Here is a 24491-nt window from a genome sequence, read left to right on the forward strand (position 1 = left end):
GCACGCCGAGCATTTCTTGACCGATCGTTCCGCTTACGCTTAGTCTCCTCATCGTGGCCAGGACCAAGGAATTCGATCCGGACGCCGCGCTCCAGTCGGCCCTAGAGCTGTTCTGGCGGCGCGGCTACGAGGCGACGTCGATGGCGGACCTCGTCGACCGTCTCGGCATCGGCCGCGCCAGCATCTACGCGACCTTCGGCAACAAGCACGAGCTGTACCTGAAGGCGATGGACCGGTACGCCGAGTCCGCCGACGCGGCCATCCTCGCGGACCTGTCGGCCGGCGGCCCCGCGCTGCCGGCCGTGCGCGCTCTCGTCCGGCGCTTCGCCGCCGAGGCGACGACCGACGAGCGACGCCTGACCGGCTGCTTCGCCACCAACACGGCGACGGAGCTGGCCCCGCACGACACGGCGGCGGCGCGCCGCGTGGAGCGCAGCTGGGAGCACGTCGAGACGCTGCTGCGCGCCACGCTCACGCGAGCCCAGGCCCAGGGCGAGCTGCCCGCCGACCGCGACCCGCGAGCACTGGCCCGTCTGCTGCTCGTCCTCATGCAGGGCATGCGCGTCGTCGGGAAGGCGTCACCGGACCCGGCGCGCGTACGGGACGCGGCCGAGCAGGCACTCGGCCTCCTGGACTGAGGGGCCGAGGGGACTGTTCCCCCGACTCGCCCGTCGGGCGCTTCTGCACGCCCACATACTGAACCGATCGTTCCAGAAATATCTGATCCGCCGATTGACCCACCCCCCAAGGAGCCCTTCATGTCCCGCAGTCGCTTCGCCGGCAAGAGCGTCCTCGTCACCGGAGCCGGAACCGGGCTCGGGCGGGCCATCGCGCTCGCCTTCGCCGCCGAGGGCGCGCGTGTCGTCGTCGCCGGGCGGACCCGCGCCACCCTCGACGCGACGGTGGACCTCATCGAGGCGGCGGGCGGCACGGCCGTCGCGCACACCGCCGACGTGAGCCGGGCCGGGGACCTCCAGGAGCTGGTGCGCGCCACCGTCGAGCGGTTCGGGTCGCTCGACGTCGCCGTGAACAACGCGGGCGTCTTCCGCGGCGCGGGCCCCGTCGCCGAACTCGCCGCCGACGACTGGCAGACGCTGCTCGACATCAACGTCACCGGCGTACTCCTCGCCCTCCAGGCCGAGGTCGCGCAGATGCGGACGCAGGAGCGCGGCGGCGCGATCGTCAACATCTCCTCCAACCTCGGTCCCCACAAGTCCCTGGCAGGCGTGACCGGTTACGCCGTGTCGAAGGCGGCCGTCTCCGCGCTGACCAGGGGCGCCGCCCTCGACCACATCGGTGACGGGGTCCGTGTCAACGCGGTCAGCCCGGGTCCCTCCGCGACCGCCATGTCCCTGCGCCCCGGCGAGACCGAGGCCGGGCGGGCCGTCCGCATGAAGCAGGAGTCGCCGCTCGGCCGGGTCGCGGCGGCGGACGAGGTGGCCGCCGCCGTGCTGTACCTGGCGTCCGAGGACGCCGCGGCCGTGGTCGGCGCCGACCTGGTGATCGACGGCGGCGCGGCGGCATAGCCCGTAGAGACGGGGTGGGGTCAGTCGTCGATGCCCGAGCGCTCCACCCCCGCCACGATCCACCGCTGGAAGAACAGGAACACCACGAGCAGCGGCACGATCGAGACGGCCGCCGCGATGAACAGTTCGTGGAGCCGCACCACTTGGGACGTGGTGAAGGACGAGAGAGCCACCTGGACGGTCCATGCTTTGCGGTCCTGGCCGATGACCAGGGGCCACAGGAAGGAGTTCCACGCGCCGATGAAGACGATCGTGCCGACGGCCGCGAAGACGGGCCGGGAGTTGGGCACGACCACCCGCCAGTACGTACGCCAGTGGCCGAGCCCGTCGACGCGCGCCGCGTCCTCCAGCTCCCCAGGAAATCCCAGGAAGTACTGCCGGAAGACGAAGCAGGCGAACGCGGAGAACAGGGTCGGGACGATCAGTCCGCGCAGTGTCGAGATCCAGCCCAGCGACGAGACGAGCACGAAGCTGGGCACGAAGGTGACCGCGGCCGGGACCATCAGGGTGCCGAGGATCACGTAGAAGACCTTGTTCGCGTGCCGGTACGGGATGCGGGCCAGGCCGTAGCCGGCGAGCGAGGCGAGGAGGAGGGTGCCGAGCGTCGTCGCGACGGCGATGAGAGCGGAGTTGAGCAGGGAGCGGGCGTAGGGGACGGACGTGTCGCCGAAGAGTTCCTTCACGTTCCCCCAGTGCAGGGAGGACGGGAAGAACGTCCACTCGGGCGAGGTGATGTCGCTCTCGGCGGCGAGCCCGTTGCGTACCAGGAGATAGAAGGGGATCAGGAACAGGAGCGCGAGCGCGATCAGCAGGGCGAGGCGCAGGGCGCGGCCCGCCCTGACCCGGGAGCCGTCCCTCACTGCGCCCCCTTCCGGCCCAGGCCGAACCACTTGGCCTGACCCACCGTCACCACCGCGATGATCAGGGCGAGCAGCACCGCGCCCGCGCTGCCGAGCCCGAGGTTCTGACCCTGGCCGAGCGCCGTGTAGTAGAGGTAGACGAGCGGGGGTCTGGCGTACGGCGGATAGCCGCGGGCGTCCGAGAGCAGGCTGTAGAACTCGTCGAAGGCCTGGAAGGCGTTGATGACGAGGAGCAGGACGACCGCCACGGAGGTGGCCCGCAGCTGCGGGAACGTGATGTGCCGGAAGACCTGCCAGCCGGGCCGCGCCCCGTCGACGGCCGCCGCCTCGTAGAGGGTGGGGCTGATGCGCTGGAGCCCCGCGAGGAACAGCACCATGTAGAAGCCGGCCTGGAGCCAGAGCCGTACGGTGACGATGACGGCCCAGTACCAGGGCGGGTCGGTCGTCGACAGCCAGGCGATCTGGTCGCCGCCGAACCAGCCGAGGACGGTGTTGGCGAGCCCGAACCGCACCCCGTTGAAGATCGACATCTTCCAGATCAGGGCGGCCACCACGTAACTGCAGGCGGCGGGCAGGAAGAAGACCGAACGGAAGAACGCCTGGGCGCGGCGCCGGCGGTTCACCATGAGGGCGAGGGCGAGCGACAGCGCGTAGGTCACGGGCACGATGAAGAGCGAGAAGACGAGGAAGGTCCACAGGCTGTCGGTGAACGCCTCGTTCTTCAGCATCGCCGTGTAGTTGCCGAGGCCGACGAAGTCGCTCGGGGTGACGGTGTTGTGGGCGTCGAAGAAGCTGAGGTAGACGCTCCAGCCGAGCGGGATGTACGTGAAGACACCGAGGCCGAGGAGGAAGGGCCCGACGAAGATCCAGAACCAGAGGGTGCGGTTCTGGACGCCGGCCCACTTCCGTGCCGTGCCGCCCTGCCCGCGGCCTCTCTGCCGAGGGATCGCCTGGCGGCGGCCCTCTTGCCGGAGGCTCACTTCTTCTTCACGCGGTCGAGCTCGGCCGACACCTTCCGCACGACCTTCTTCAGCTCGCTGTCCGGGCTCGCGCCGTCCTTGATGATGCGGCTGAGGGCGTCCTGGTAGGCGGTCCGGCTGGCAGGTGTCCAGCGGAGAGGCTGGGCGTAGCCGTGGTCGGTCGTGAAGCGGACCGCGTCGGCCGCCGCGCCCTTCCTGAGCTTCCCGGCCTTCTTCGCCAGCGAGATACGGGCCGGGATGTGGAAGCCGTACGAGAGGGCGAAGTCCTCCTGGTACTCGGTGCGGTCGATCCACAGCCACTTGAGGTAGTCCTTCGCGGCCTGCTGGTGCTTGCCTCGGGTGGAGACAGCCGCGCCGTACGCGCCGACCGGCACCGACGGCTCGCCCGCGCCGTCCTTCGGGAAGGGCAGCACGCCGAAGTCGTCGCCGAGTTCCTTCTGCACGGTGGGCAGCGCCCACAGGCCCGACCACTGCATGGCGGTCAGGCCCTGGACGAACGCCGACGGGTCGGACCAGTCGGAGGGCGCGCCCAGGAGCAGCGACTTGTCGGCGTACAGCTGGTGGATCTTGCCGAGGGCGCGGGCGGCGGCCGGGTCGTCGAAGCCGACCTTGCCGTCCTCGGTGACGAGTTCGAGGCCGGCCGCGTACAGAGGAGTACCGCCGAGGACGCCGGCGCCTCCGTCGTTGCCGAGGAAGAGGCCCTTCGTCTTCTTCGAGGTGAGTTTCTTCGCGGCGTCCACGAGCTCGTCGAGCGTCTTCGGCGGCTCGACGCCCGCGTCGGCGAGCAGGCTCTTGCGGTAGTAGAGCATCTGCATGTCGATGACCTGCGGGATCGCCCAGATCCTGCCGTCGTACGTCTTCGGGGCGAGGGCCGCCGGGTTGAAGTCGTCCTTGACCTCCTCGAACAGGCCGGTGAGGTCGGCGATCTGCTGGCCCTGGATCTGGTCGAGTGTGGGCCCGTTGACCTCGAAGACGTCGGGGCCCGAGTCGGTCAGGAGGGCGGCGGCGGTCTGCTCGTCGTAGTTGCCGGGCCGCCACTGGACGGTGACGTGCGCCTTGTCGTACGCGGCGGCGTACTTCTTCACGGCCTGCTCGGTGCCCTGCTCGCCGTACTGGTGGTACCACTGCGAGAGCTCCGGCCCGCCGCCCGAGCCTCCGTCGTCCCGGCCGGTGTTGGAGCCGCACGCGGTGAGCAGCCCCAGCGCGGCACCGGTCCCGAGCAGTCCCCTGCGGCTGATGGTCATTGATCGTCCTCCTGCTGTTCGTACGCCCGCTCTTTCGGCGTCCACGGATTCCGACGGCCCAACGATCAACCATGCAGCGGGATTACGACAGAGGGACTACAGCCGTATGTCGGCCCCTCCCGTCAGCACGGCGTCAACGTGCGCGGCGGGCGGATCAGCGACGCGTCAAGAGTGCTGACCTGGGGCGCCGCACGGGCTTACGGTGCGCTGCATGGGACGCGATACGAGGACGGGATCCCGCGGGCGGGCGGCGGCCCCGGCCGCGCAGGACGCGGTGGTGCGGGACCGGCGGTGGGCCGCCGATCTGCGGGCAGCGGTGTTCTGCGCGCTCACGCTGTTCTGCCTGATCCTGGTGATCGACACGGCCAACGGCACGCTGAGCGCGGCGCGGGTCGGGCTGTGGGCGGGGCTCGCGGTGCTGCTGCACGCCGTGCTGCATCCGCCGCTGGTCAGCGCGGGGCCCGGCTGGCTCGCCGTGCGCGGCGTCTGGGGCACGCGGCGGGTCTGCACGGACCTGCTGACGTCGGTGCGCCACAGCGACGGGGTGACGCCGCGGCTCGTGCTGCGCGACGCGCTCGGCGGCCGCGTGGAACTGGACCCGAAGGTGCTCGCCGACAACCCCGTCCTGTGGCACCGCCTGGAGACGGGCGCGCGCCGGGCCCGCGCGAACGGACTGCTCCGCTGCGGTAGCCCGGTCGTCGACCGCCTCGCGGCCCGCATCGACGGCGACGCGGCCCGCGCGGTCTTCGACGCCTCGGAACTGGACTAGCCGGTCGTCCCCTAGAACGTCACGCCCGTCAGCTGTTCCGACGCCGCCCACAGCCGCTCCCCCGCCGCGTCGTCGAGGGTCCGCCGGGCCCGCCACGACTTCGCGGGCGCCCCGCGCCACATCATCAGGGACGGGCCGGTGAACGAGTCCGGGAGCACCCCGGGAGCCGTCGCCGCGTAGAGCGTGGGCAGCGCGCCGGCCTCGGCGGACTGGGCGATGACCCGGTTGCCCAGCTCGATGACCCGCTCGACGGCCTTGCGGCCCTCCATGCGCACGCCCTGCGTCGCGAGGTTCGTGGAGGCGTATCCGGGGTGCGCGGACGCCGCGACGACGTCGGACCCGCGCGCCGCCAGCTTGCGCGCCAGCTCATGGATGAACAGCAGGTTCGCCGTCTTGGAGCGGCCGTACGCGATCCAGCGCCGGTAGCGGCGCTCGCTGTTGAGGTCCGCGATGTCGACGTCGGCGAGGGCGTGGAAGCCGCTGGAGACACTGACGACGCGGGCACCGGATGTGTCGAGGAGCCGGGGCAGGAGCAGGCCGGTCAGTGCGAAGTGGCCGAGGTGGTTGACGCCGAACTGCGTCTCGAAGCCGTCGGCGGTCCGCCCCTGGGGCAGCGCCATCACGCCCGCGTTGTTGATCAGCACGTCGAGCCGCTCGCCGCTGCCGTGGGATCCGGCGAACTTCCGCACGGACGACAGGTCACCCAGGTCGAGCTGCTTGAACTCGGCCTGTGCGCCCGGCACTTCGGAGCACAGCCGCTCCAGCGCGGCCGTGCCCCGCGCCTCGCTGCGGCAGGCGAGGACGACGCGGGCGCCCTTGCGGGCCAGCTCGCGTGCCGTGATGTAGCCGATGCCGCTGTTGGCGCCGGTGACCACGGCCGTGCGGCCGCTCTGGTCGGGGATGTCGCTCGCGTTCCAGCCGGTCATGGCTGTGCTCCCTGGACGAGGGGTACGGGGGTGCCCGACTGTACTTACCGGCCAGTAGATGCGGAACCCCGCACCCCCGTTTCCCCCGTACCCTCCGCCCCTGTGCTCAGCCCCGCACTTCGAACCGGTAGAGCGAGTACCCGTACGTCGTCTGCCGCTTCACGCCCAGCATCCGTACCCGCCGCGCCTCCACGGTGTCGAGGTCGACCGTGTCCACCCCGGCCGTGGTGCGGTCGCGGCGCGCGGCGACGGTGCTCCAGGACGAGCCGGTGGCGTCGGCGGAGACCTGGAGGTCGTAGTCCCGCCCGGCGGCCGTCTCCCAGTCCAGGACGATCCGCCGCACGGTCCGCGTCTGTTCCAGGTCGACCTCGATCCACTCGCCGTCCGTGTACTTCGACGCCCAGCGGGTGCCCGGGTCGCCGTCGGTGGCGTTGGGTGCGGTGAGCGTGGCCGTCTCGGCGGACGACGCGGTGGTGGGGCGGCCGAGCGCCAGGTCGGGGATGTCGTACACCTGGAGGCTCCACACCGCGTAGCGCGTGCTCGCGTGTTCCCGGCCGCGCAGGCGTACATGGCGGGCGGTGGTCGCCGGGAAGCCGAGTTCGTCCCAGCCCGCGCGGTCGCGGCCGGTGCGCTCGGCGACGGTGCGCCACGCGACGCCGTCGTCGGAGACCTCGACGGCGTACGTGGTGCCGTGATCCTGCCCCCATTCGACGCGCACCCGCTGTACGGGCCGGCTCTGCCCGAGGTCGACGGCCAGCCAGGGAGCCCGCTCGCGGCCGCTGGTCCACCGGGTGACCGGGCTGCCGTCGGTGGCGTACGCGGGGCGGGACCCCGCGGCCGTGGAGGAGGCGGTGGCCGGCGCGTCCAGGGAGATCTGGTCGGGTTCGGCGAGGGTGGGCGTGAGGGTGGTGAGCCCGGGTCCGGCGATCCCGCGCCGCAGCTCGGCGGTGAAGTCCCGGTAGCTCAGGCCCGCTCCGGACCCGCTCCACATCTTCTGGGCGAGCGTCCCGAAGGTCTTCTCGACCAGACCGTGGACGGCCTGCTGGGTGTACGTGGCGTGCACGAGGTCGTTCCACACGGCGGACATGGCGCCGCGCAGCTTCGGGTCGTGCGGCTGGAGGCTCTGATCGCCGGGGAAGACGTGCGGGGCCCAGCTCTCGTACAGATAGGGGCCGTCGAGGCCGAGCGGGTGGTAGTAGGTGGCGAACGGGACGATGTAGAGGAGCCCGTCGTTCGTGTTGACGATCTCGTAGCCGTCGGCCGTGGCCGCCTTGGGGCCGTACCAGCCGTTGTTCCAGCTGTGGATGGTGACGTCGCGGTCGTAGCCGGACGTGCCGGAGGGCGCCATCTCGGTGAGGCTGCCCCAGGCGCGGGGGTGTTTGCCGAGGGTGCGCAGGTGGGCGGCCATGGCGTTGAAGTAGCCGCGGTACTGCTCCTCGGGGCCGGTGTACTCGTCGGCGCCGTAGTGGATCTCGGGGCTGCGGAACCAGGGCGCGAACTCGTCGAAGACCTTCTTCATGAAGGCCGTCGTCTCCGGTTCGGCGAGGTCGAGGTGGTCGGAGTTGCCGCCCTTCAGGCCGAGCTCGGGGCGGAAGCGCACGAAGGAGCGGGCGTGTGCGGGCGCGTCGATCTCCGGGGTGAGCTGGACGGCGTGCGCGGCGGCGGTGTCCTCGAAGGAGTCCCAGTCCTCCCGCGAGTACGAACCGTCGGATGCGGCGAGCCCCTCCCATTCGGGCTTGTCGCTGCGCAGCCGGAACGCGTCGTAGGCCTTGGACCAGTCACCACCGGCCGGGCTGATCTCGTTGTCGTTCAGATGCAGTTGCAGGTCGTTGAGCTTGAACCAGCCCATCAGGCGCAGCTGGTCGCGGACGAAGCCCGGGGTGAAGTAGCGGCGGCCCGCGTCCAGCATGAAGCCGCGCAGCCGGTAGTCGGGCCAGTCGTGGGCGGTGCCGGTGGGCAGTTCGCGGCGCCCGTCGGAGCGCAGGAGGATCTGCAGGACCGAGCGGGTGCCGTAATAGAGGCCGGTGCGGGTGGGTGCGGTGACCGTGACGGCGGATTCGGTGACGGTGAGGGTGTAACCCTCCTCGGCGTACCGGTCGCCGCCGGGCGCGTGCCGGTCGGCCGGGTCGAGGACGAGCCGCAGGCCGCCCCGCACCCCGCGGCCGGCACGGGCCGCGCCGGGCCTGATGCCGGTGACCTCGTCGATCTCGTCGGCGAACTGCCGGGCGAGCGGCAGGAGCTCACCTGGTTCGGCGGTCTGCACGACGATCGGTGCGCCTGCTTCGAGGCGGTACCGCCCCGTGGATCCGGCCCAGGTCTGGAGGGCGGGGATGACGACGGGGCGCTCGTTGACCGCGCTCCTGCCGGCGGCCCGCGCGGCGGCGGGTCCGAGCCCGATCGGCAGTGCGGTGGCTGCCGAGGTCACCGCGAGGGCGGTGACGAACGAGCGGCGTGACAGACGCGGTGAAGTCGTACCGTTACTCGGAGGCATGAAATGGACTACACCACTTGCCTCCCGGGCCTCACAAGGGAACGGACATCACAGAACTTCCAAGAGCGCCCGTCGCACACGAAAGAGCGGCACCCCCCGCACAAGGGGTACCGCCCTCTCCTTCGGTGCACCGGAGCCGCTGCCTTTCGTGAGGGTCGGGCACCCAGACAACGGCTCCGGAGTCTTGCGGACCGGTTCCTACCGGTGGTCGCTGCCCGTCGACGTCGACGCGGCGCGGCCGGCCTCGAGGCGGGCGACCGGGATACGGAACGGCGAGCAGGAGACGTAGTCCAGGCCGACCTCGTGGAAGAAGTGGACCGACTCCGGGTCACCGCCGTGCTCGCCGCAGACGCCGAGCTTGAGGTCGGGCCGCGTGGCGCGGCCGGCCTCCACGGCGTTGCGTACGAGGCTGCCGACGCCGTCCTTGTCGATGGTCTCGAACGGCGAGACCCCGAAGATGCCCTTCTCCAGGTACGCCGTGAAGAACGAGGCCTCCACGTCGTCACGGGAGAAGCCCCAGACGGTCTGCGTCAGGTCGTTCGTGCCGAAGGAGAAGAACTCCGCGGCCTCGGCGATCTGCCCGGCCGTCAGCGCGGCGCGCGGCAGCTCGATCATCGTGCCGAGCGCCAGCTTCAGCTCGACGCCGGTCTGCTCCTGCACCTCGGCGATGACCTGCTCGGCCTCCTCGCGGACGATCTCCAGCTCTTGGACGGTGCCGACGAGCGGAATCATGATCTCGGCGCGCGGGTCACCCTTGGCGTTCTTGCGCTCGGCGGCGGCCTCGGCGATGGCCCGTACCTGCATGGCGAACAGGCCCGGGATCACGAGGCCGAGACGGACACCGCGCAGGCCCAGCATCGGGTTCTGCTCGTGCAGGCGGTGCACGGCCTGGAGGAGGCGCAGGTCGTTCTCGTTGGAGTCCTGGCGGGACTCGGCGAGCGCGACGCGCACCGACAGCTCGGTGATGTCGGGCAGGAACTCGTGCAGCGGCGGGTCGAGCAGGCGCACCGTCACCGGGAGCCCGTCCATCGCCTCGAACAGCTCGACGAAGTCCTTCTTCTGGAGCGGAAGGAGCTCCTTGAGGGCCTCCTCGCGCTCCGTGTCCGTGTCGGCGAGGATCAGGTGCTCGACCATCTCGCGACGCTCACCGAGGAACATGTGCTCGGTGCGGCACAGGCCGATGCCCTGCGCGCCGAAGCGGCGGGCGCGCAGCGCGTCCTCGGCGTTGTCCGCGTTGGCGCGCACCCGCAGCCGGCGGACGCGGTCCGCGTACGCCATGATCCGGTGCACGGCGCCGACGAGCTCGTCGGCGTCGTCGGCGCCGGCGTGCATGCGGCCCTCGAAGTACTCGACGACCGGGGACGGGACGACCGGCACCTCACCGAGGTAGACCTTGCCGGTGGAGCCGTCGATGGAGACGACGTCGCCCTCCTCGATGACCTGCCCGCCGACCGTCATCCGGCGGCGCTTGGTGTCGACCTCGAGGTCCTCGGCGCCGCAGACACAGGTCTTGCCCATGCCGCGGGCGACGACGGCGGCGTGCGACGTCTTGCCGCCACGCGAGGTGAGGATGCCCTCGGCGGCGATCATGCCGTCGAGGTCGTCGGGGTTGGTCTCGCGGCGGATCAGGATGACCTTCTCGCCCGAACGCGACCACTTGACGGCGGTGTACGAGTCGAAGACGGCCTTGCCGACCGCGGCGCCCGGCGAGGCGGCGATGCCGCGGCCGATCTTCTCGACCTTCGCGTTCTCGTCGAAGCGCGGGAACATCAGCTGCGCGAGCTGGGCGCCCGTGACGCGCTGGAGCGCCTCGGCCTCGTCGATGAGGCCCTGGTCGACGAGCTGCGTCGCGATGCGGAAGGCGGCACCGGCGGTGCGCTTGCCGACGCGGGTCTGCAGCATCCACAGCTGGCCGCGCTCGATCGTGAACTCGATGTCGCAGAGATCCCTGTAGTGGGTCTCGAGCGTCTCCATGATCTGCATGAGCTGGTCGTACGACTTCTTGTCGATCGACTCGAGCTCGGCGAGCGGCACGGTGTTGCGGATACCCGCGACGACGTCCTCGCCCTGCGCGTTCTGGAGGTAGTCGCCGTACACGCCCTGGTGGCCGGAGGCGGGGTCGCGGGTGAAGGCGACGCCGGTGCCGGAGTCGGGGCCGAGGTTGCCGAAGACCATGGAGCAGATGTTGACCGCGGTGCCGAGGTTGCCGGGGATGCGCTCCTGACGGCGGTAGAGCTTGGCGCGGTCGGTGTTCCAGGAGTCGAAGACCGCGTGGATGGCGAGGTCCATCTGCTCGCGCGGGTCCTGCGGGAAGTCCCGGCCGGCCTCGGTCTTCACGATCTTCTTGAAGCGGGTGACCAGCTTCTTGAGGTCGGAGGCGTCGAGGTCGGTGTCGACCGTGACCTTCTTGGCGGCCTTGGCCTTGTCGAGGGCGTCCTCGAAGAGCTCTCCGTCGACGTCCAGGACGGTCTTGCCGAACATCTGGATGAGGCGCCGGTAGGAGTCCCAGGCGAAGCGCTCGTCGCCGGACTGCTTGACCAGGCCGAGGACGGACTTGTCGGAGAGTCCGATGTTGAGGACGGTGTCCATCATGCCGGGCATGGAGAACTTCGCGCCCGAACGGACCGACACCAGAAGGGGGTTGTCGGCCTGGCCGAGCTTCTTGCCCATCTTCTGCTCAAGGGCGTCGAGGTGCGCACTCACCTCGTCACGCAGTGCCACCGGCTCATCGCCACTGTCGAGGTAGACCTTGCAAGCCTCAGTCGTGATGACGAACCCGGGAGGAACCGGCAGACCGAGATTGGTCATCTCGGCGAGGTTCGCACCCTTCCCGCCCAGGAGGTCCTTGAGGTCCTTGTTTCCCTCGGTGAAGTCGTAAACGAACTTCGCTACGTGGGGATCTTTGTTTTCCGACACGGGTCTCGACTCCTCGATGACTCGGTGGCTGCCCTGACGGCGAGGAACATACCCAGATCGAAGGCATCTGGGTACGTCCACTTGTGCGTCATGCGGCCGTAACCACCCGTCCGCCGCTAGATCGAAAGCAACTCATGGAGAGCGACACTCGAAGGCTTGTCTTCATTTCTTGAACACACAACCCCCGTAGACCCCGGATATCGCTCAGGTGAGCACGCTCTACACTCATGTGAGTTCAAGTCGTAAATGATCGAGCGATGGCACTCAGTGCCATGCCTTAGAAATGTACAACCGGCCTCAACATGCTCATCTGAGCGCTACCTCTATCAGAGGTGGCGAGAATCACGCCGTTTCAGGACCCCTCGATGTCAGCATCCGGACGGAAAGCGGGCGTTCACAGGCCGAGCGCGGCGAGCCGCTCCTCCGCCCGGTCCGGCGCGTAGAGGTGCTCCACGACCAGCGCACCCGCCCCGACCAGGGCAGACCGCTCACCGAGCCGCGCGGTGACCACGTCCAGATGAGCGGTGGAGCGCGGCAGGGCCCGCTGGTAGAGCAGTTCGCGTACGCCCGTGAGGAAGGGGGTTCCGGCCAGATCTCCCGCGATCATCAGGACCCCCGGGTTGAGCAGCGTCACCACCGTCGCCAGAACCTCGCCCACGCTGCGACCGGCCTCCCGTGCCAGGCGCACCGCTTCGGGGTGCCCCTCGGCGAGCAGCTCCCGCACATCCGATCCCGACTCCGCCGGCACCCCGGCCTCCGTGAGCCGCCGCGCAAGGGCGCGCCCGCTGGCCACCGCGGCCAGGCACCCGTACGAGCCGCACCGGCACAGCGTGCCCGCACCCTCGGGCACCCGGATATGCCCTATGTCGCCCGCTCCCCCGTCGATGCCCCGGTAGATCTGGCCGCCGACGACGACGCCCGCACCGATGCCGGTGGACACCTTGACGAGGGCGAAGGCCGCGCAGTCCGGGTGACCGGTGCGCTGCTCGCCGTAGGCCATCAGGTTGGCGTCGTTGTCGACGAGAACCGGGACGCCGGCCGCGTCACCTGGGCCACCCGAGCCACCCGCGCCGCCCGTCTGCTCGGCGAAGGCACGGCCCAGGCGGCCCCTGATGTCATAGCCGTCCCAGCCCGGCATGATCGGCGGCTGCACGACGCGGCCCGTGGCGGTGTCGACGGGACCCGGCACCCCGAGCCCGATGCCGCACACGGCGTCCGCACTCCGGCCCGCCTCCTTCAGGAGCCCGGCGAACCAGCCGCCGAGCGCGCCGAGCACCCGCTCCGGCCCCTCGTCGACGGAGAGGGCACCGGAGCGCTCGGCGAGCAGCTCCCCGGTGAGGGTGAGGACGGCGGCGCGCGCGTGCCGGGTGTCGAGGGAGACGGCGAGGACGACCGCGTGGGCGTCGTCGAACTCCAGGCGCAGGGAGGGCCGCCCGCCCGTCGGCGACCCTGCCGGACCGCCCGCGCCCTCACGCAGCCAGCCCGCCCGGAAGAGCCGGTCGAGGCGCTGGCCGACGGTGGCCCTGGAGAGCCCGGTGGCCTCCTGGAGCGCGCCGCGCGTGATCGCCCGGCCGCTGCGCACGAGGTGCAGCAGATCCCCGGCGCTCGCCTGGCTCCGCGGCCGCTCTCTCGTCCGGTCCCCGGCCATTCGCACCCCTTGCGTTCGTCAACTGCGCGTTACATATTAGGTTTTGCTGGTTAAGTAGACGTAACTCTATGCTGGAAACGGCTTAACTGACAGACCGTGGGAGTTCGTGTGGACCGCACAACCCGGCGGACCGGTGCGGCTCCGCGCCGCGCCTCCGATGCCGCCGCCGCTCCCCCGCGCGAGCGCGAGCGGGCCGCGCTGCACGACCGGGCCGCGCGGGTCCTGGAGACGAACTGGACGGGCACGTCCACGGTCCCGTCCCGCACCCTCTATCCGCACCAGTGGTCATGGGACTCCGCGTTCGTCGCCATCGGTTCACGCCATGTGTCGCCGCTGCGCGCCCAGTTGGAGCTGGAGACGCTGTTCGCCGCCCAGTGGGGCGACGGCCGGGTGCCGCACATCGTGTTCAACCCCTCCGTCCCTCTCGACGCCTACTTTCCCAGCCCCGACTTCTGGCGCTCCTCCACTTCGGGCCGGGCGGCCGGTGCGCCCCGCGCCGTGCAGACCTCCGGTATCGTGCAGCCGCCGGTGCACGCGCTGGCGGCATGGCTCGTGCACCGCGCCGACCCCGGGCTGTCCCGGTCCCGCTCGTTCCTGGCCCGCATCCATCCCAAGCTCGCGGCCTGGCACCGCTATCTCCTGCACCGCAGGGACCTGGGCGGCGGCGGCCTCGCCTCGGTGATCCACCCCTGGGAGCAGGGCATGGACAACAGCCCCTGCTGGGACACCCCGCTGAGCCGGATCGTCCCGGCCCCCGCGCGCGCGTTCCGCCGCGCCGACCTGGAGCACGGCGCGCCCGACGACCGGCCCACCGACCTCGACTACGGCCGGTACGTGCGCCTCGCGACGGACTACCGCGACGGCCAATACGTCGACGGACAGGGCGAGTTCGCCGTGGAGGACCCGTCCTTCAACGCCCTCCTGATCGCCTCCGAGCACGCCCTCGCCCGCATCGCCTGCGAACTCGGCGCCACGGGCACGGCCCGCCACACCCGAGCCGAACGCCTCACGGCAGCGCTGGTCGAGCGCCTGTGGGACCCGGCGACGGGCATGTTCTTCTGCCGCGACCTGCGCGCGACCGACAGCCACCACACATCCCGCGCACCGGGACACGACGCATCCCGGACGACCACCAGGCAGATGTCACCCCCGGCCCTGATCCCGGAGTACGGCGTCTCGGGCCTGATCCCGCTGATCCTGCCGACGCTCCCCCGGCACGTGACCGCCGGCCTGCTGCGCACCGCCCGCGGACCCCGCTTCGGCCTCGGCGCGGCGGTGCGGCTCGTGCCGAGTTACGACCTGACGGGACCGGCCTTCGACCCGCACCGCTACTGGCGCGGACCGGCCTGGTTCAACACGAACTGGCTGATCGAGCGCGGCCTGCGCCTCCACGGCGAGCACGCCGAGGCCGAGCGCCTGCGCACCGCGCTGCTCGGCACCGCGCTCGACACGGCCTTCGCCGAATACGTGGATCCGTACACGGGACGCGGCTGCGGCGCGCGCGGCTTCGCCTGGAGCGCCGCGCTCGCCCTGGATCTGCTGCAGGAGCCGCGGGAGCGGCACGAGGGAGGGACCTGGGGATGACGGACCGACAGCATCAACTGCTCGTGCGGGGTGCCACGTTCGCGGCGATCGGCCCGAGCGGTGACATCAGCGGCGTACGCGGATCCGGCTCGCCCGACGGCCTGTTCGTGCGCGACGGCAGGCACCTCAGCCGCTGGCAGCTCACCGCGGACGGCGCCGCGCCCGAGGTGCTCACGCCCGCCGGACCGCCGGGCGGGGACGCGTCCGGGCGGACCGGTGCCGGCGAGGGCGTGGCGCGCTGTGTGCTCGTGCCGCGCGGCGGCCGCCTGGAACCGCCCGCGTACACGCTCTTCCGCGAACAGGCCGTGGCGGACAGTGCGTTCGTCGAAACCCTGCGGGTCGTCTCCAACCGCGCGGCGCCGACGACGGTACGGCTCGCGCTGACCGTCGACGCCGACTTCACCGACCAGTTCGAGCTGCGAGCCGACCACCGCACCTACACGAAGACCGGCGCCGTTCGCTCCCGGTCTGCGCTGGAGGACGGCGTCCGGTTCGGCTACCGGCGGGGCGAGTGGCGCTCGTCGACCACGGTGACCGCAGAACCCGCGCCCGACGCCGTCGAGGAGACCGGCACCGGCGCCCGACGCCTCGTCTGGGCCCTCGAACTGGCCGGTCACGGAACGGCCGACCTGAGCCTGCGCGTCGCGGCCCGCCCGCACGGCGCCCCCGGCACCCCGGTCCCCGCGTCCCCCGCCGACGCGGCGGCCGAACTCGCCGCGCGCACCGAGGAGTTCACACGGGACATCACACTGCCCGCCGCCTGGCCCGGTCTCGCCGCAGCGTGCACGAGGGGCCTCGCCGACCTGGCCGTGCTCCAGGTGCCGGCCACCGGCCCGGACGGCGAGCGGCTGAGCGTGCCGGGCGCTGGCGTCCCCTGGTTCCTCACACTCCTCGGCCGGGACGCCCTCCTGACCTCCCTGTTCGCCCTCCCGTACCGGCCGGGCCTGGCCGCCGCGACGCTCCCGGTGCTTGCCGCGACGCAGGCCACGGAGTCCACCGAGGACGCCGTCGCCCAGCCCGGCAAAATCGTCCACGAGGTGCGGCACGGCGAGCTGGCGCACTTCGGACAGGTCCCGTTCGCCCGCTACTACGGCTCGGTCGACGCGACTCCCCTGTTCCTCGTCCTGCTCGGCGCGTACACGGACCGGACCGGCGACGTGGCGACGGCCCGCCGCCTCGAACCGCACGCGCGGGCCGCCGTCAGCTGGATGCTCGACCACGGCGGCCTCACCTCACGCGGCTACCTCGTCTACCGCGCCGACCGCGGCGGCCTCGCCAACCAGAACTGGAAGGACTCACCGGGCGCCATCTGTTCGGCCGACGGCAGTCGCCCCACGGGCCCCGTGACGGCGGCGGGCGCCCAGGGCTACGCCTACGACGCCCTGCGCCGTACCGCCGCGCTCGCCCGCACGGCCTGGGACGACCCGGTGTACGCGGACCTCCTGGAGCAGGCGGCGACCGATCTGCGGGACCGTTTCCAGCGGGACTTCTGGATGGCGGACCGCGCGTTCCCGGCGCTCGCCCTGGACGGCGACGGGCGGCACGTCGACGCGCTGGCGTCCGACGCGGGCCATCTCCTGTGGTCGGGCCTGCTCGACAAGGAGTACGGGGAGGTGGTCGGCCGGCGTCTCCTGGAGCCCGACTTCTTCTCCGGCTGGGGGGTGCGCACGCTCGCCGCCGGTCAGGGCGCGTACCACCCGCTCTCCTACCACCGGGGTTCGGTGTGGCCGCACGACAACGCCCTGATCGCGCTCGGGCTCGCCCGCTACGGGCTGCACGACGAGGCGCGGACGGTGGCGCACGCGCTGGTGGAGGCGGCCGCGGCCTCCGGCCACCGGCTGCCCGAGGTGCTCGCCGGGTACGCGCGGGAGGCGTACCCGGTGCCCGTCCCCTACCCGCACGCGTGCGAGCGCGAGTCACGCTCGGCGGCGGCACCGCTCGCGCTGCTCACGGCGGTCTATTAGGTCTTTCAGCCGGTCGCGGCGTTTGAGCGACCCGGGGTCCGGGGGCAGAGCCCCCGGTTTCGGGAAGGGGCGGGGTGGGGGAAGAACAACTCCCCCGCGACCCGTCACCCCCCGGACGTGTCCAGCTCCGCGTCCTCGCTGACGCCCGCGCAGTCCCACGGGTCCTTGAGCCAGCCGTCCGGCAGAACCACCCGGTTGTTGCCGGACGTACGGCCGCGAGGCCCGTCCGCGCCCACGGGCCACGCCTGGTCGAGGTCCAGCTCGTCGAGCCCCGCGCGCAGCTCGGCGAGCGACGACGTGACGGCGAGCCGCTTGCGCATCTCGGAACCGACCGAGAAGCCCTTCAGGTACCAGGCCACGTGCTTACGGAAGTCGATGACACCGCGCGCCTCGTCGCCGATCCACTCGCCGAGCAGCCCGGCGTGCCGCACCATCGCCTCGGCGACGTTGCGCAGGTCGGGCGCGGCGGGCGCGCCCGTGCCCTCGAAGGCGGCGACGAGATCCCCGAACAGCCACGGTCGGCCCAGGCAGCCACGCCCCACCACGACGCCGTCACAGCCGGTCTCGCGCATCATCCGCAACGCGTCGTCGGCGCACCAGATGTCGCCGTTGCCGAGAACGGGGATCTCCGGGACGTGCTCCTTCAGACGGGCGATGGCGTCCCAATCGGCGGTACCGCCGTAGTGCTGTGCCGCGGTGCGCCCGTGCAGGGCGATCGCCGTGACACCCTCCTCGACGGCGATCCGGCCCGCGTCGAGGAACGTGATGTGGTCGTCGTCGATGCCCTTGCGCATCTTCATCGTGACCGGCAGGTCCCCGGCCCCGCTGACGGCCTCCTTCAGGATGGCCCGCAGCAGATTCCGCTTGTACGGGAGCGCGGAGCCGCCGCCCTTGCGCGTCACCTTCGGGACCGGGCAGCCGAAGTTCAGGTCGATGTGATCGGCGAGATCCTCTTCGGCGATCATCCGGACGGCCTTGCCGACCGTCGCGGGATCGACGCCGTACAGCTGGATCGACCGGGGCTGCTCGCTCGCGTCGAAGCGGATGAGCTGCATGGTCTTCTCGTTGCGCTCGACCAGCGCCCGCGTCGTGATCATCTCGCTCACGAAGAGGCCCTTGCCGCCGGAATACTCCCGGCACAGGGTGCGGAAGGGCGCGTTCGTGATCCCCGCCATGGGCGCGAGGACCACGGGCGGCTGCACGAGGTGCGGACCGATGGTGAGCTGCTGGGACATCGGGCGGGCTCTCCGAAAACGTGGGGCGACGGGCAGGGGCAGTTCTCCATTGTCCCCCACCTGACGGGCGGCCCCGCCCGCGGTCGGGCTACCGTCGATTCCATGCCCCCTCCACTGACCCACCGCCGGCGGATGCTCGTCCTCGCGATCTGCTGCATGAGCCTGCTGATCGTCAGCCTCGACAACACCGTCCTGAACGTCGCGCTGCCGAGCATGCAGAAGGAGTTCGGCGCGAGCGTCTCCGGCATGCAGTGGACCATCGACGCGTACACGCTGGTCCTCGCCTCGCTCCTGATGCTGGCGGGCTCGACGGCCGACCGGATCGGACGCCGCCGGATATTCAAGGCCGGCCTGGTGATCTTCACCGTGGGCTCGGTGCTGTGTTCCGTGGCGCCCAACCTGGAGTCCCTCATCGCGTTCCGCATGGTCCAGGCGGTCGGCGGCTCGATGCTCAACCCCGTCGCCATGTCGATCATCACCAACACGTTCACCGAGCCCCGCGAACGCGCCCGGGCCATCGGCGTCTGGGGCGGCGTCGTCGGCATCTCCATGGCCGCGGGCCCCATCGTGGGCGGCGTCCTCGTCGACTCGGTCGGCTGGCGTTCCATCTTCTGGATCAACCTGCCGGTGGGCCTCGCAGCCCTCCTGCTGACCATGCGCTACGTCCCCGAGTCCCGCGCCCCCAAGCCGCGCCGCCCCGACCCGGTCGGCCAGCTCCTCGTCATGACGCTCCTCGGCTCCCTCACCTACGCGATCATCGAGGCCCCCGCCGCGGGCTGGACGTCCCCCGTCATCGTGACGTTCGCGTTGCTCGCCCTCGCGGCCCTCGTCGGCCTGATCGCCTACGAGCCACGCCGCGCCGAACCCCTCATCGACCTGCGCTTCTTCCGCTCGGCACCCTTCAGCGGCGCCACGGTGATCGCGATCAGCGCGTTCGCCTCGCTCGGCGGCTTCCTGTTCCTGTCGACGCTCTACCTGCAGAACGTACGCGGCCTCAACGCCCTCGACGCCGGCCTGTGGATGCTGCCGATGGCGGCCATGACCCTGGTGTGCGCCCCCATCTCCGGCCGCATCGTCGGCAGCCGCGGCCCCAGGATCCCGCTGCTCGTCGCGGGCATCGCGATGACGGCGAGCGGCGTCCTGTTCGCCGCGTTCGAGGCGGAGACGTCGAACGTGACCCGCTTCATCGGCTACGTCCTGTTCGGCCTCGGCTTCGGCTTCGTCAACGCCCCCATCACCAACACCGCCGTCTCGGGCATGCCCCGCGCGCAGGCCGGCGTCGCCGCCGCGGTCGCCTCCACCAGCCGGCAGATCGGCCAGACCCTCGGCGTCGCCGTCATCGGCGCGGTCCTCGCGTCGGGCATCGCGTCGGGCGTCGGCACGTCCTCGTACGCGACCACGTTCGTCGACGCGAGCCGCGGCGGCTGGTGGGTCATCGTGGGCTGCGGCGTCGCCGTCCTCCTGGTCGGCCTCCTCACCAGCGGCCGCTGGGCACGCGCCACCGCCCAGCGCACGGCCCGCTGCCTGGAACAGCCGGAAATTCAGGAGGCCACAGCGGGCGCCAGTTCCTGAAGCCGGTCGAGCCGCTCCCGGGACTCCTCGTCGGCGGGCGTGTACGTCACCAGACGGGCCCCCTGGTCCGGGCCGAGCCACAGATCGGTGTGGACCAGGGACAGCGGCCCGACGTGCGCGTTGCGGAAGTACTTCGTCTTGCTGCGGGTGCCCACCACCTCGTGCAGCTGCCACGCCTCACGGAACTCCGGCGACTCGTCCTCGAGCCGCTTGAGCAGCAACTCCCAGGCGGGCTCGCCCAGATGACCGGCCATCGACCCGCGGAACTTGGCCGCCATCAGCCGGATCGTGTCCTCCAGGAACACGAACGACTTCCGCCACTGCTCGTTCGTGCAGATCAGCACCATGCAGTTGCGGTCCTCGGGCGCCACCGTGTCCAGATCGCCCAGCAGCCGCCCGTACGTGCGGTTGTACGCGAGGATGTCGTACCGGCTGTTCTGGATGCACGCGGGCAGCGGCTCCAGCTTCTCCAGCATCAGCCGCAGCGCCGGCGTGACCGTCTGGCAGCTCGCCGCGGGCGACGGATCGACGGCCCCGGCAAGCTGGAAGAGATGTGCGCGCTCACTCGCGTCGAGGAGCAGCGTGCGGGCCAGCGCGTCCAGGACCTGCACCGACACCTGAATGTCCCGTGCCTGCTCGAGCCACGTGTACCAGGTGACCCCGACCGCGGACAGCTGCGCGATCTCCTCACGCCGCAGCCCGGGGGTACGCCGGCGCCGGCCACGCGGCAGCCCGACCTGCTCGGGGGTGATGCGGGCGCGACGGCTGCGCAGAAAGTCGGCGAGCTCATGCCGCCGGATCTCGGACTCCCGCTTGGGCGACTCGAGCGGGGACCCACCGGCCTGCCCCTGCCCCTGTGCCTGCATCTGTGCCTGCGCCTGCCCCTGCCCCTGTGCCTGCATCTGTGCCTGCGCCTGCGCCTGCGCCACAGTCCTCGTCCGCGCCATCGTGGTCATGCCTCCAGCCTGCCGCGCCACGGAGCCTGTTGCCAGGTAGTCCTTCTACCAGGATAAGAACACTCTGGTACCAGTCTGAGCGCCGGACGACGCTGGTACCCATGACCGGAACCGGGACCCGTTCCCTCTCTGTCTCCACCACAGCCCGCACCGCCACTGCCCCACCGGCACTCGGCGGGCTCGGGCTCTTCACCGTGCTGGTCGGCGCGGCGCTCCCCCTCATCGACTTCTTCATCGTCAATGTCGCCCTGCCCACCATCGGCCACGACCTGGCCGCGGGCGAGGCACTCCTCGAACTCGTCGTCGCGGGCTACGGACTCGCGTACGCCGTCCTGCTCGTCCTCGGCGGACGGCTCGGCGACCTTTTCGGCCGGCGCCGGCTGTTCCTCGGCGGCATGATCGCCTTCGGTCTGACCTCACTGGCCTGCGGCCTCGCCCCCGACGCCTGGACACTCGTGGCCGCGCGCGTCGCGCAGGGCGCCGCGTCGGCGGCGATGCTCCCGCAGGTCCTCGCCACCATCCAGTCGACGACGACGGGCCGGCGCCGTGCGAAGGCCATGGGTCTGTACGGGGCCACGGCGGGCCTCTCCATGGTCGTCGGCCAGATCCTGGGTGGCGTCCTCGTCGCAGCGGACGTCTTCGGGACCGGCTGGCGGTCGGTGTTCCTGGTGAACGTGCCCGTCGTCCTGGTCGGCCTCTTCCTGGCAGCCCGCACCGTCCCCGAAACCCGCTCCCCGCACCCCGAACCGGTCGACGGCCCCGGCACGGTACTCCTCGCCGCGTCCCTGCTCACGCTCCTCGCGCCCCTGACCGAGGGCCGGGCGGCCGGCTGGCCCCTGTGGACATGGCTCTCACTCGCGGTCTTCCCCTTCATCGCGTACGCCTTCTACCAGGTGGAACGCCGGGCAGACCGGCACGGCCGCACCCCACTGGTCCCGCCCAGCCTGTTCGCTCTCGTCTCACTGCGCCGCGGCCTGATCATGGTCGTGCCGTTCTCCATCGGGTTCAGCGGCTTCATGTTCGTGATCGCGGTGGCGCTCCAGCAGGGCGAACACCTCGGCCCCGTACCCGCGGGCCTGGCTCTCGCGCCGATGGCCGCGGTCTTCTTCGCCGTATCCCTCGCGGGCCCGCGCCTCATCGCCCGGTACGGCACCCGGATCGTCACCGCGGGCGGCATCATCCAGGGGGCCGGCGTGACCCTCATCGCTCTCGCGGCCTGGCGAACCTGGCCCGACCTGGGCGTCCTCGAACTGATGCCGGGCGCCGCACTCGCGGGCGCGGGCCAGGCACTCCAACTCCCCATACTCTTCCGGCTCATCCTGTCCGAGGTGCCGACGACGCGGGCGGGAGTGGGCAGCGGCGTCATGATCACCACGCAGCAGTCGGCCCTGGCCCTCGGCGTAGCCACACTCGGCTCCCTCTTCCTCACCCTGACCCCGAGCCTGGGCATGCGAGACGCACTGGTGACAACCCTGCTGGTGCAACTGACGGGCATAGCCCTGACGACAGCACTGAGCTTGAGGCTGCCACGGGCGGTGAACTGAGCCCGGGGCCGACCTGGGCCTCCCGCGACGGCCGGGGCTGACCGGCGCTCGCTCCCACCCCTGGCATGACAGGTGACAGGTGACAGGTGACAGGTGACAGGTGACGGATAGCAGACGACAGATGACAGATGACAGATATTGAAATCTGTCATCTGTCATGCCATCGTGGTTAGGGAGACACAGATCCATCGAACTGACGGCACCGATCTAAGGAGCGCCTGATGTCCCCCACCTCCCCCACTCTCCACCCCCGCCCTCTAGGCTCCACCGGTCCCGAGGTCTCCGCCATCGGGCTCGGCTGCATGGGGATGTCCGCGCTCTACGGCGAGGCCGACCGGGGCGAGTCCATCGCCACCATCCACGCAGCCCTCGACGCCGGCATCACCCTGCTCGACACCGGGGACTTCTACGCGATGGGGCACAACGAGATGCTCATCGGGGAAGCCCTGCGGACCGCCCCCGCCGCAGACCGCGAGAAGGCGCTGACCAGCGTGAAGTTCGGCGCTCTGCGAGACCCGGACGGCGGCTGGTCCAGCTACGACGGTCGGCCTGCCGCAGTGAAGAACTTCGCCGCGTACTCGCTCCAGCGCCTCGGCGTCGACCACATCGACGTATACCGGATCGCCCGTGTCGACCCCGGCGTACCGATCGAGGAGACCGTCGGCGCCATCGCCGAGCTCGTCGAGAAGGGACACGTCAGGCACATCGGCCTGAGCGAGGTCGGCGCCGACACGATCCGGCGGGCCGCCGCCACCGCCCCCATCTCCGATCTGCAGATCGAGTACTCGCTGATATCCCGAGGCATCGAGGAGGCGATCCTGCCGGTCACCCGCGAGCTGGGCATCGGCATCACGGCGTACGGGGTCCTGTCGCGCGGCCTGATCTCCGGGCACTTCGGCCGGGACCGCAAGCTCGCCGCGAACGACTTCCGCGGGATGAGCCCGCGCTTCCAGGGCGAGAACCTCCAGCACAACCTCGACCTCGTCGAGTCGCTGCGCAAGATCGCCGAGCAGCAGGGCGCCAGCGTCGCGCAGGTCGCCATCGCCTGGGTGCTCAGCCGTGGCGACGACATCGTGCCCCTGGTCGGCGCCCGTCGCAGGGACCGGCTGACGGAGGCCCTCGGCGCTCTCGACATCAACCTGGACGCGGCGGACCTCGCCGCGATCGAGGAGGCCATCCCGGCCGGTGCCGCCGCAGGTGACCGCTATCCGGAGGCACAGATGGCACACCTCGACAGCGAACGCTGATAACCGCCCGGTACGGTCGGCATCATGGCAACCGAGACCCTGACCACCGAGCGCATCCTCGAGGCGACCGAGGAGGTGCTGCGCCGGCATGGTCCCGCCAAGGCGAACGTCGTCGACGTGGCCCGGGCGCTCGGCGTCAGTCACGGCAGCGTCTACCGGCATTTCGGTACGAAGGCCCAGTTGCGCGAGGCGGTCACGAAGCGCTGGCTCGACCGCACCACGAACGAACTGCAACTGCTCATGACAGACGGCTCGCTGACGGCGCCCGCCATGTTGCGCCAATGGCTCGCGACGCTGTTCGCGGCCAAGCGCCGCAAGGCGGGCGACGATCCGCAGCTCTTCGCCACGTACCAAGTGCTGATCAGTGAGAACAGCCGGGTGGTCGAGCTCCACGTCGGTGAGCTGATCATGCAGCTCGACCACATCATTCAAGACGGCATCGCCAAGGGCCAGTTCAGCCTTCCTCACCCCGACCCTGCCCTGACGGCCCGCGCGGTATTCGACGCGACCAACCGCTTCCATGATCCGGCGTACGCGGGTGAGTGGCAGAAGGCCGGCATCGACGAGGAGTTCAGGGCCCTCACGGATCTCGTCCTCCGCGGCCTGAATTCCTGACCCCCACCCGCAGTATTCGGCCGGGCCCTGAACAGGGGGCCGGCCGGAAAAGGGGGCCGGCCTGCGACCGTCCCTGAACGCAGAAAACCCCCGTAACAGGATTCTCATCCGTTACGGGGGTTTTCTTCAAAAATAGTTCGGCGGCGTCCTACTCTCCCACAGGGTCCCCCCTGCAGTACCATCGGCGCTGTGAGGCTTAGCTTCCGGGTTCGGAATGTAACCGGGCGTTTCCCTCACGCTATGACCACCGAAACACTATGAAACTGTCAACCGCACCACGCTCTGTGACAAACGTGGGGTTGTTCGTGGTTTCAGAACCAACACAGTGGACGCGAGCAACTGAGGACAAGCCCTCGGCCTATTAGTACCAGTCACCTCCACCCGTTACCGGGCTTCCAGATCTGGCCTATCAAC

Annotated in this window: 18 protein-coding genes and 1 rRNA gene; 9 read left to right on the forward strand and 10 right to left on the reverse strand. The window is 70.9% G+C overall.

Annotation, left to right across the window (positions count from 1 at the left end; all coding sequences use genetic code 11):
* Nucleotides 1–53: 53 nt before the first annotated feature.
* Both ACWFR4_RS03900 and ACWFR4_RS03905 read left to right on the forward strand, forming a co-directional pair.
* A complete protein-coding gene (locus ACWFR4_RS03900; protein ID WP_453650602.1) occupies nucleotides 54–638 on the forward strand; it encodes a TetR/AcrR family transcriptional regulator in 585 nt (194 codons plus the stop codon).
* A 120-nt stretch (nucleotides 639–758) separates the two neighbouring features.
* Nucleotides 759–1526, forward strand: coding sequence for an SDR family NAD(P)-dependent oxidoreductase (locus ACWFR4_RS03905; RefSeq protein ID WP_453458070.1), 768 nt, complete (start codon nucleotides 759–761; stop codon nucleotides 1524–1526).
* 20 nt (nucleotides 1527–1546) lie between these two features.
* Here ACWFR4_RS03905 and ACWFR4_RS03910 read toward each other — a convergent pair whose 3' ends face one another.
* The 3 genes from ACWFR4_RS03910 to ACWFR4_RS03920 form a co-directional block, all read right to left on the reverse strand.
* Nucleotides 1547–2386: a carbohydrate ABC transporter permease gene (locus ACWFR4_RS03910; protein WP_453650604.1), complete on the reverse strand. Its 840-nt coding sequence runs from the start codon at nucleotides 2384–2386 to the stop codon at nucleotides 1547–1549.
* The gene (locus ACWFR4_RS03915) at nucleotides 2383–3252 is read right to left on the reverse strand and encodes a carbohydrate ABC transporter permease (RefSeq protein WP_453458111.1); all 870 of its coding nucleotides are present in this window, start codon (nucleotides 3250–3252) and stop codon (nucleotides 2383–2385) included. Before ACWFR4_RS03915 ends, ACWFR4_RS03910 begins: the two co-directional genes overlap by 4 nt.
* 110 nt (nucleotides 3253–3362) lie before the next feature.
* Entirely contained in the window at nucleotides 3363–4610 is a 1248-nt protein-coding gene (locus ACWFR4_RS03920) for an ABC transporter substrate-binding protein (RefSeq protein ID WP_453650606.1), read from the reverse strand.
* 211 nt (nucleotides 4611–4821) lie between these two features.
* Here ACWFR4_RS03920 and ACWFR4_RS03925 point away from each other — a divergent pair, with 211 nt between their 5' ends.
* Nucleotides 4822–5379, forward strand: coding sequence for a hypothetical protein (locus ACWFR4_RS03925; protein WP_453650608.1), 558 nt, complete (start codon nucleotides 4822–4824; stop codon nucleotides 5377–5379).
* Nucleotides 5380–5390: 11 nt separating this feature from the next.
* Here the strand turns inward: ACWFR4_RS03925 and ACWFR4_RS03930 are convergent, their stop codons facing one another.
* From ACWFR4_RS03930 to ACWFR4_RS03945, 4 genes are all read right to left on the reverse strand, one after another.
* Nucleotides 5391–6305, reverse strand: a complete 915-nt coding sequence (locus ACWFR4_RS03930) for an oxidoreductase (protein WP_453650610.1) — start codon at nucleotides 6303–6305, stop codon at nucleotides 5391–5393.
* A gap of 106 nt (nucleotides 6306–6411) precedes the next feature.
* Nucleotides 6412–8796, reverse strand: a complete 2385-nt coding sequence (locus ACWFR4_RS03935) for a galactose-binding domain-containing protein (protein WP_453650612.1) — start codon at nucleotides 8794–8796, stop codon at nucleotides 6412–6414.
* A gap of 198 nt (nucleotides 8797–8994) precedes the next feature.
* Nucleotides 8995–11712, reverse strand: coding sequence for a pyruvate, phosphate dikinase (gene ppdK, locus ACWFR4_RS03940; RefSeq protein ID WP_453458087.1), 2718 nt, complete (start codon nucleotides 11710–11712; stop codon nucleotides 8995–8997).
* 394 nt (nucleotides 11713–12106) lie between these two features.
* On the reverse strand, nucleotides 12107–13360 hold the full coding sequence (locus ACWFR4_RS03945) for an ROK family protein (RefSeq protein WP_453458090.1): 1254 nt from the start codon (nucleotides 13358–13360) through the stop codon (nucleotides 12107–12109).
* Between the two features lie 108 nt (nucleotides 13361–13468).
* Between ACWFR4_RS03945 and ACWFR4_RS03950 the strand changes: the two genes are divergently transcribed.
* Both ACWFR4_RS03950 and ACWFR4_RS03955 read left to right on the forward strand, forming a co-directional pair.
* The gene (locus ACWFR4_RS03950; protein ID WP_453650614.1) at nucleotides 13469–14944 is read left to right on the forward strand and encodes an MGH1-like glycoside hydrolase domain-containing protein; all 1476 of its coding nucleotides are present in this window, start codon (nucleotides 13469–13471) and stop codon (nucleotides 14942–14944) included.
* Nucleotides 14941–16908, forward strand: a complete 1968-nt coding sequence (locus ACWFR4_RS03955; protein ID WP_453650616.1) for an amylo-alpha-1,6-glucosidase — start codon at nucleotides 14941–14943, stop codon at nucleotides 16906–16908. Before ACWFR4_RS03950 ends, ACWFR4_RS03955 begins: the two co-directional genes overlap by 4 nt.
* Nucleotides 16909–17012: 104 nt before the next feature.
* Here the strand turns inward: ACWFR4_RS03955 and dusB are convergent, their stop codons facing one another.
* On the reverse strand, nucleotides 17013–18143 hold the full coding sequence (gene dusB / locus ACWFR4_RS03960; RefSeq protein ID WP_453458098.1) for a tRNA dihydrouridine synthase DusB: 1131 nt from the start codon (nucleotides 18141–18143) through the stop codon (nucleotides 17013–17015).
* A gap of 102 nt (nucleotides 18144–18245) precedes the next feature.
* On the opposite strand from dusB, the gene ACWFR4_RS03965 reads away from it, so the two are divergent.
* Nucleotides 18246–19715 (forward strand): MFS transporter, encoded by a 1470-nt coding sequence (locus ACWFR4_RS03965; RefSeq protein ID WP_453650618.1) that lies wholly within the window; start codon nucleotides 18246–18248, stop codon nucleotides 19713–19715.
* Here ACWFR4_RS03965 and ACWFR4_RS03970 read toward each other — a convergent pair.
* Complete coding sequence (locus tag ACWFR4_RS03970) at nucleotides 19685–20581, reverse strand: helix-turn-helix transcriptional regulator (RefSeq protein ID WP_453458114.1); 897 nt, start codon at nucleotides 20579–20581, stop codon at nucleotides 19685–19687. The genes ACWFR4_RS03965 and ACWFR4_RS03970 overlap by 31 nt on opposite strands.
* A gap of 191 nt (nucleotides 20582–20772) precedes the next feature.
* Between ACWFR4_RS03970 and ACWFR4_RS03975 the strand changes: the two genes are divergently transcribed.
* From ACWFR4_RS03975 to ACWFR4_RS03985, 3 genes are all read left to right on the forward strand, one after another.
* Complete coding sequence (locus tag ACWFR4_RS03975) at nucleotides 20773–22215, forward strand: MFS transporter (protein WP_453458103.1); 1443 nt, start codon at nucleotides 20773–20775, stop codon at nucleotides 22213–22215.
* A gap of 221 nt (nucleotides 22216–22436) precedes the next feature.
* Nucleotides 22437–23462 carry an aldo/keto reductase gene (locus ACWFR4_RS03980; protein WP_453650620.1) on the forward strand — a complete coding sequence of 342 codons (1026 nt, stop codon included), beginning with the start codon at nucleotides 22437–22439 and terminating at the stop codon, nucleotides 23460–23462.
* Between the two features lie 24 nt (nucleotides 23463–23486).
* Nucleotides 23487–24077, forward strand: a complete 591-nt coding sequence (locus ACWFR4_RS03985; RefSeq protein ID WP_327577577.1) for a TetR family transcriptional regulator — start codon at nucleotides 23487–23489, stop codon at nucleotides 24075–24077.
* 135 nt (nucleotides 24078–24212) lie between these two features.
* On the opposite strand, the gene rrf is transcribed toward ACWFR4_RS03985, so the two are convergent.
* Nucleotides 24213–24329: ribosomal RNA gene (gene rrf / locus ACWFR4_RS03990) — 5S ribosomal RNA — on the reverse strand.
* Nucleotides 24330–24491 lie beyond the last annotated feature (162 nt).

It is taken from the genome of Streptomyces sp. NPDC055140, from assembly GCF_053607285.1.

Bases quoted from the DNA above. Each gene is read 5' to 3' on its own strand.
- ACWFR4_RS03905 (WP_453458070.1), top strand. From the start codon at position 759: ATGTCCCGCAGTCGCTTCGCCGGCAAGAGCGTCCTCGTCACCGGAGCC.
- ACWFR4_RS03920 (WP_453650606.1), bottom strand. From the start codon at position 4,610: ATGACCATCAGCCGCAGGGGACTGCTCGGGACCGGTGCCGCGCTGGGG.
- ACWFR4_RS03925 (WP_453650608.1), top strand. From the start codon at position 4,822: ATGGGACGCGATACGAGGACGGGATCCCGCGGGCGGGCGGCGGCCCCG.
- ACWFR4_RS03930 (WP_453650610.1), bottom strand. From the start codon at position 6,305: ATGACCGGCTGGAACGCGAGCGACATCCCCGACCAGAGCGGCCGCACG.
- ACWFR4_RS03935 (WP_453650612.1), bottom strand. From the start codon at position 8,796: ATGCCTCCGAGTAACGGTACGACTTCACCGCGTCTGTCACGCCGCTCG.
- ACWFR4_RS03945 (WP_453458090.1), bottom strand. From the start codon at position 13,360: ATGGCCGGGGACCGGACGAGAGAGCGGCCGCGGAGCCAGGCGAGCGCC.
- ACWFR4_RS03955 (WP_453650616.1), top strand. From the start codon at position 14,941: ATGACGGACCGACAGCATCAACTGCTCGTGCGGGGTGCCACGTTCGCG.
- dusB (WP_453458098.1), bottom strand. From the start codon at position 18,143: ATGTCCCAGCAGCTCACCATCGGTCCGCACCTCGTGCAGCCGCCCGTG.
- ACWFR4_RS03965 (WP_453650618.1), top strand. From the start codon at position 18,246: ATGCCCCCTCCACTGACCCACCGCCGGCGGATGCTCGTCCTCGCGATC.
- ACWFR4_RS03970 (WP_453458114.1), bottom strand. From the start codon at position 20,581: ATGCAGGCACAGGGGCAGGGGCAGGCCGGTGGGTCCCCGCTCGAGTCG.
- ACWFR4_RS03975 (WP_453458103.1), top strand. From the start codon at position 20,773: ATGACCGGAACCGGGACCCGTTCCCTCTCTGTCTCCACCACAGCCCGC.
- ACWFR4_RS03980 (WP_453650620.1), top strand. From the start codon at position 22,437: ATGTCCCCCACCTCCCCCACTCTCCACCCCCGCCCTCTAGGCTCCACC.
- ACWFR4_RS03985 (WP_327577577.1), top strand. From the start codon at position 23,487: ATGGCAACCGAGACCCTGACCACCGAGCGCATCCTCGAGGCGACCGAG.